At 71.7% G+C, this 4,014-nt stretch carries 3 protein-coding genes and 1 pseudogene; all 4 read right to left on the reverse strand.

Going from position 1 to position 4,014, the window contains the following annotated elements:
• Positions 1 to 186: 186 nt before the first annotated feature.
• Positions 187 to 609, reverse strand: a pseudogene (locus tag Q7W29_06525) (hydrogenase iron-sulfur subunit).
• Positions 610 to 631: 22 nt separating this feature from the next.
• A complete protein-coding gene (locus Q7W29_06530; protein ID MDO9171470.1) occupies positions 632 to 2,629 on the reverse strand; it encodes a CoB--CoM heterodisulfide reductase iron-sulfur subunit A family protein in 1,998 nt (665 codons plus the stop codon).
• Positions 2,622 to 3,509, reverse strand: coding sequence for a CoB--CoM heterodisulfide reductase iron-sulfur subunit B family protein (locus Q7W29_06535; GenBank protein ID MDO9171471.1), 888 nt, complete (start codon positions 3,507 to 3,509; stop codon positions 2,622 to 2,624). Before Q7W29_06535 ends, Q7W29_06530 begins: the two co-directional genes overlap by 8 nt.
• Positions 3,506 to 4,014 (reverse strand): 4Fe-4S dicluster domain-containing protein (locus tag Q7W29_06540; GenBank protein MDO9171472.1); only part of this gene is annotated, 509 nt, incomplete at its 5' end. The genes Q7W29_06535 and Q7W29_06540, both read right to left, overlap by 4 nt.

The following is a 4,014-nucleotide window of genomic DNA, read 5'->3' on the forward strand; positions in this document are numbered from 1 at the left end:
GCGCGGGCGGTCGGCGCGGCGGCCCGCGCGCAGGCCGAGCACCGCCGTGACCGCACCCGAGGCGAGGTCGGCGCGCATGGCGTCGCGGCCCGGGAGCTCCGTCGCCCCCGGTAACGTCATCCCCGCCCGCTGCTTCGTCGCCCAGCCGCGCGCCAGCGCGCCCTCGGCCGGCGCGAAGCCGGGGAACGGGCCCAGCGCGCGCACCGTGTCGGTCACGTTGCGCACGACGTCGACGAACTTGCCCCCCTCGGCGGCCGACACCCACGAGAACTGGACGCGGTTCTGGTCCATGCCGACGAAGTCGAGCAGCTCGCGGAACAGCACCCAGCGCCGCCGGGCGGCGTAGTTGCCGCTCGTGTAGTGGCAGTCGCCGGGGTGGCAGCCCGAGACGAGCACGCCGTCGCTGCCCATGGCGAAGGCCCGCAGCAGGAACAGCGGGTCGATGCGACCGGTGCACGGCAGCTTGATCAGGCGGATCTGCGGCGGGTACTTCAGGCGGCTGGTGCCGGCGAGGTCGGCCCCCGCGTACGTGCACCAGCGGCAGACGAAGGCGGTGATCCGCGGCTGCCAGGTCGCGGCGGCGCCTCTCGTGTCGGGTTCCGCGCTCATCTCACATCTCCTTGGCGCCGCCCTATGGGACCAGCGCGCTGATCTGGGCGAAGATCTGCTCGTCGGTGTAACCGGCCAGCTCGAGCGACTTCGACGGACAGGTGGCCACGCAGGTCCCGCACCCGTTGCAGACGCCGGCGTTCACCCGTGCCGTGCGGCGCAGCAGCCGTCCCTGCCGGTCGCGCACCTCGTTCAGCTCGACGGCGCCGTAGGGGCAGACCTCCTGGCAGGCGAAGCAGCCCGCGCAGACGGCCTCGTTCACGCGGGCGACGACCGGCTCGCGGTCCAGCGTCTCGCGCGAGAACAGCACGGCCACCTTGGCCGCCGCCGCACTGGCCTGCGCCACGGCCTCGGGGATGTCCTTGGGCCCCTGGCAGACGCCCGCCAGCATGACGCCGGCGGCCGCCGATTCCACCGGCCGCAGCTTGGGGTGCGCCTCGGAGTAGAAGGCGTGGCCGTCGTAGCCGACGCCGAACTTCTGCGCCAGGCGTGCCGCGCCGGCCTGAGGGCGGATCGCCGTGGCGAGCACGACCAGGTCGGCCCGGATCTCCACCGGCATGCCTGCCAGCGTGTCGACCCCCGAAACAACGATCCGGCCGTCGTCCTCGTAGAGCCGCGACACCTTGCCGCGCAGGTAGAGGACCTCGTCCTCCTCGACGGCGCGCCGCACGAACTCGTCGTAGCCCTTGCCGGGGGCGCGCACGTCCATGTAGAAGACCACGGCCTTGCCCTCGTGCACCTTGTGCTTGTAGAGCAGGGCGTGCTTGGCCGTGTACATGCAGCAGATCTTCGAGCAGTACTCGATCCCCTTGGCGCGGTCGCGGCTGCCGATGCACTGCAGGAAGACCACGGTCTGCGGCACCTTGCCGTCAGACGGGCGGCGGATCTCGCCCCCGGTCGGCCCCGACGCCGAGGCCAAGCGCTCGAACTGCAGGCCGTCGATGACGTCCGCGATCTTGCCGCCGCCGTACTCGGGATAGCCGCGCAGGCCGGCGCCGGGGTCCCCGATGTCGTAGAGCTGGTAGCCCGTCGCCAGCACCGCGGCGCCGACGTTCTCGACCACGAACTCGTCCTGCTGCTCGAAGTCCACCGCGCCCGGACCGCACACCTTCTCGCAGACGCCGCACTTGCCGGTCTTGAAATGCGTGCAGCGCTCGCGGTCGATGACCGGCTTGTTCGGCACGGCCTGCGGGAACGGGATATAGATGGCGGCGCGGCTGCCCAGCCCCGCGTCGAACTCGGACGGGATCTTCTTCTGCGGGCATTTCTGCTGGCAGACGCCGCAGCCGGTGCACTTCGCCATGTCCACCGAGCGCGCCTTCTTGCGCACCGTCACGCGGAAGTTGCCGATGTAGCCCTCGACCTTCTCGATCTCGCTGAAGGTGTGCAGCGTGATCAGCGGGTGCTGGGCGACCTCGACCATGCGAGGCGTCAGGATGCACTGCGAGCAGTCGAGCGTCGGGAAGGTCTCCGACAGCTGGCTCATGTGCCCGCCGATGGACGGCTCCTTCTCCACCATCACCACCGGGATGCCGGCGTTGGCCATGTCCAGCGCCGCCTGGATCCCGGCGATGCCGCCGCCGACCACCAGCGCGCGCCGCGTCAGCGGCACCTTGATCGGAAAGAGGTCCTCGTTGCGCTTGACCTTCTCGACCATCATGCGCACCAGGTCGACGGCCTTTTCGGTGGCCGCCGGGCGATCCTCGTGCACCCACGAGCACTGCTCGCGCACGTTCACCATCTCGCAGCGGAAGGGGTTGAGCCCCTCGCCGAGCGTGGCGCGGCGGAACGTCGGCTCGTGCATGGCGGGACTGCACGCGGCCACCACCACGCCGTCGAGCTTCAGGTCGCGGATCGCGGCGCGGACCATGTTCTGCCCCGGATCCGAGCACATGTACTTGTAGTCCACCGAGTGGACGACGCCGGGCAGTGCGCCGGCGGCCTCGGCCACCTTCGCGCAGTCCACGGTGCGCCCGATGTTCTCGCCGCAATGGCAGACGAAGACCCCGACCCTAGACATGGTTCGCCTCCCGCGCCGGAATGAGCGCGTCCACGCGGACGGGCACGATGTGGCGGTGCAGGCCGAGCGCCCGCGGCTCGATGCCGAGCGCCAGACCGATCACCTGGGTGACGTAGAGCACGGGCATCTCGAAGTCGAACTTCTTCTGCTTCGCGATCGCCGGCTGCGTCATGTCGAGGTTCGCGTGGCAGAGCGGGCAGGCGACCATCATCGCCTGCGCGCCGCGCGCGTGCGCCATCGCCAGCAGCTTGCCCGACAGGTCGCGCACGATGGCGGGCTCGGGCAGCGCCAGCGAGGCCCCGCAGCAGTCCAGCCGCAGCGGCCAGTCCACGGGTTCGCCACCGGCCAGGCGGACGAGATCCTCGAGCAGCGTCGGGGCCTCGGCGTCGTCGAAGGCGTTCTCGCCGCGCGGCCGCGTCAGCAGGCAGCCGTAGTAGCAGGCGATCTTCAGCCCGTTCAGCGGGCGCGTCACCTTCGCGGCCACCGCCTCGCGCACCTCCGGGCGCGCCAGCAGCTGCGCCACGTGCAGGATCTCCAGGTCCGGATCGATGGTGCCGCCCACACGCGCCGCCGCCGCCGGCGCGGACGCGGGATGGGCGCGCAGCTCGGCGCCCGCCGCGCGCAGCCGCGAATAGCAGGAAGCGCAGCCGGTCAGCAGGGGCCCCGCTCCGGTCGCCGTGGCGCGGGCGAGGTTCCAGTCGCCCAGCAAGTGCGCCGCGTCCGGGTCGATCGCGTGCGCCGGCGTGGCGCCGCAGCAGCACCAGTCCTCGATCTCGCGCAGCTCGAAGCCGAGGACGCCGGCCACCGCACGGATGGATTCGTCGTACTCGCGCGCGGTGGCGTGCAGCGAACAACCGGGGTAGTAGGAGAAGCTGGTCACGGCTGCCCCTTTTCTGGCTGAGCTTGCCCGCGCCGCGCCCGGCCGGGGCCGCGCAGCGTCTTGCCGTCGAGCCTGATCTTCCCGCGCGACAGCAGCGCGGGGAGATTCTCGAGATTCTGGAGAAATGCCCGCGCCCGCAGGTTGTACTCGGCGCCCAGCATCACCTCGCTCAGCCGGCCGCCGGCGAGCACCTGATCCACGAAGATGCGGTTGAACAGGTACGCGCGGCGCGCGGCGGCCGGCACGGTGCCGGCCCGCTCGGCTTCCGCGCGCAGCGCGTCCATCACCCGCGAGAGGTCGAGCTCCTGCGGGCAGCGTTCCGCGCAGGTCTGGCAGCCGACGCAGAGCCACGGCTGCACCGCGCGCAGCGGCGCGTCGCTGTCGAGCTGCAGGTGCCGCATCACCTGGTGCGGCAGCAGGTCGCCGCGGCCCGCGGTCGGGCAGCCGGCGGTGCAGCAGCCGCACTGGTAGCAGCGGAAGACGTTCTGGTCCGTCGCCAGCGCGA

It is taken from the genome of bacterium (assembly GCA_030654305.1).
Classification (GTDB): domain Bacteria; phylum Krumholzibacteriota; class Krumholzibacteriia; order LZORAL124-64-63; family LZORAL124-64-63; genus PNOJ01.

Bases quoted from the DNA above. Each gene is read 5' to 3' on its own strand.
- Q7W29_06530 (MDO9171470.1), bottom strand. From the start codon at position 2,629: ATGTCTAGGGTCGGGGTCTTCGTCTGCCATTGCGGCGAGAACATCGGG.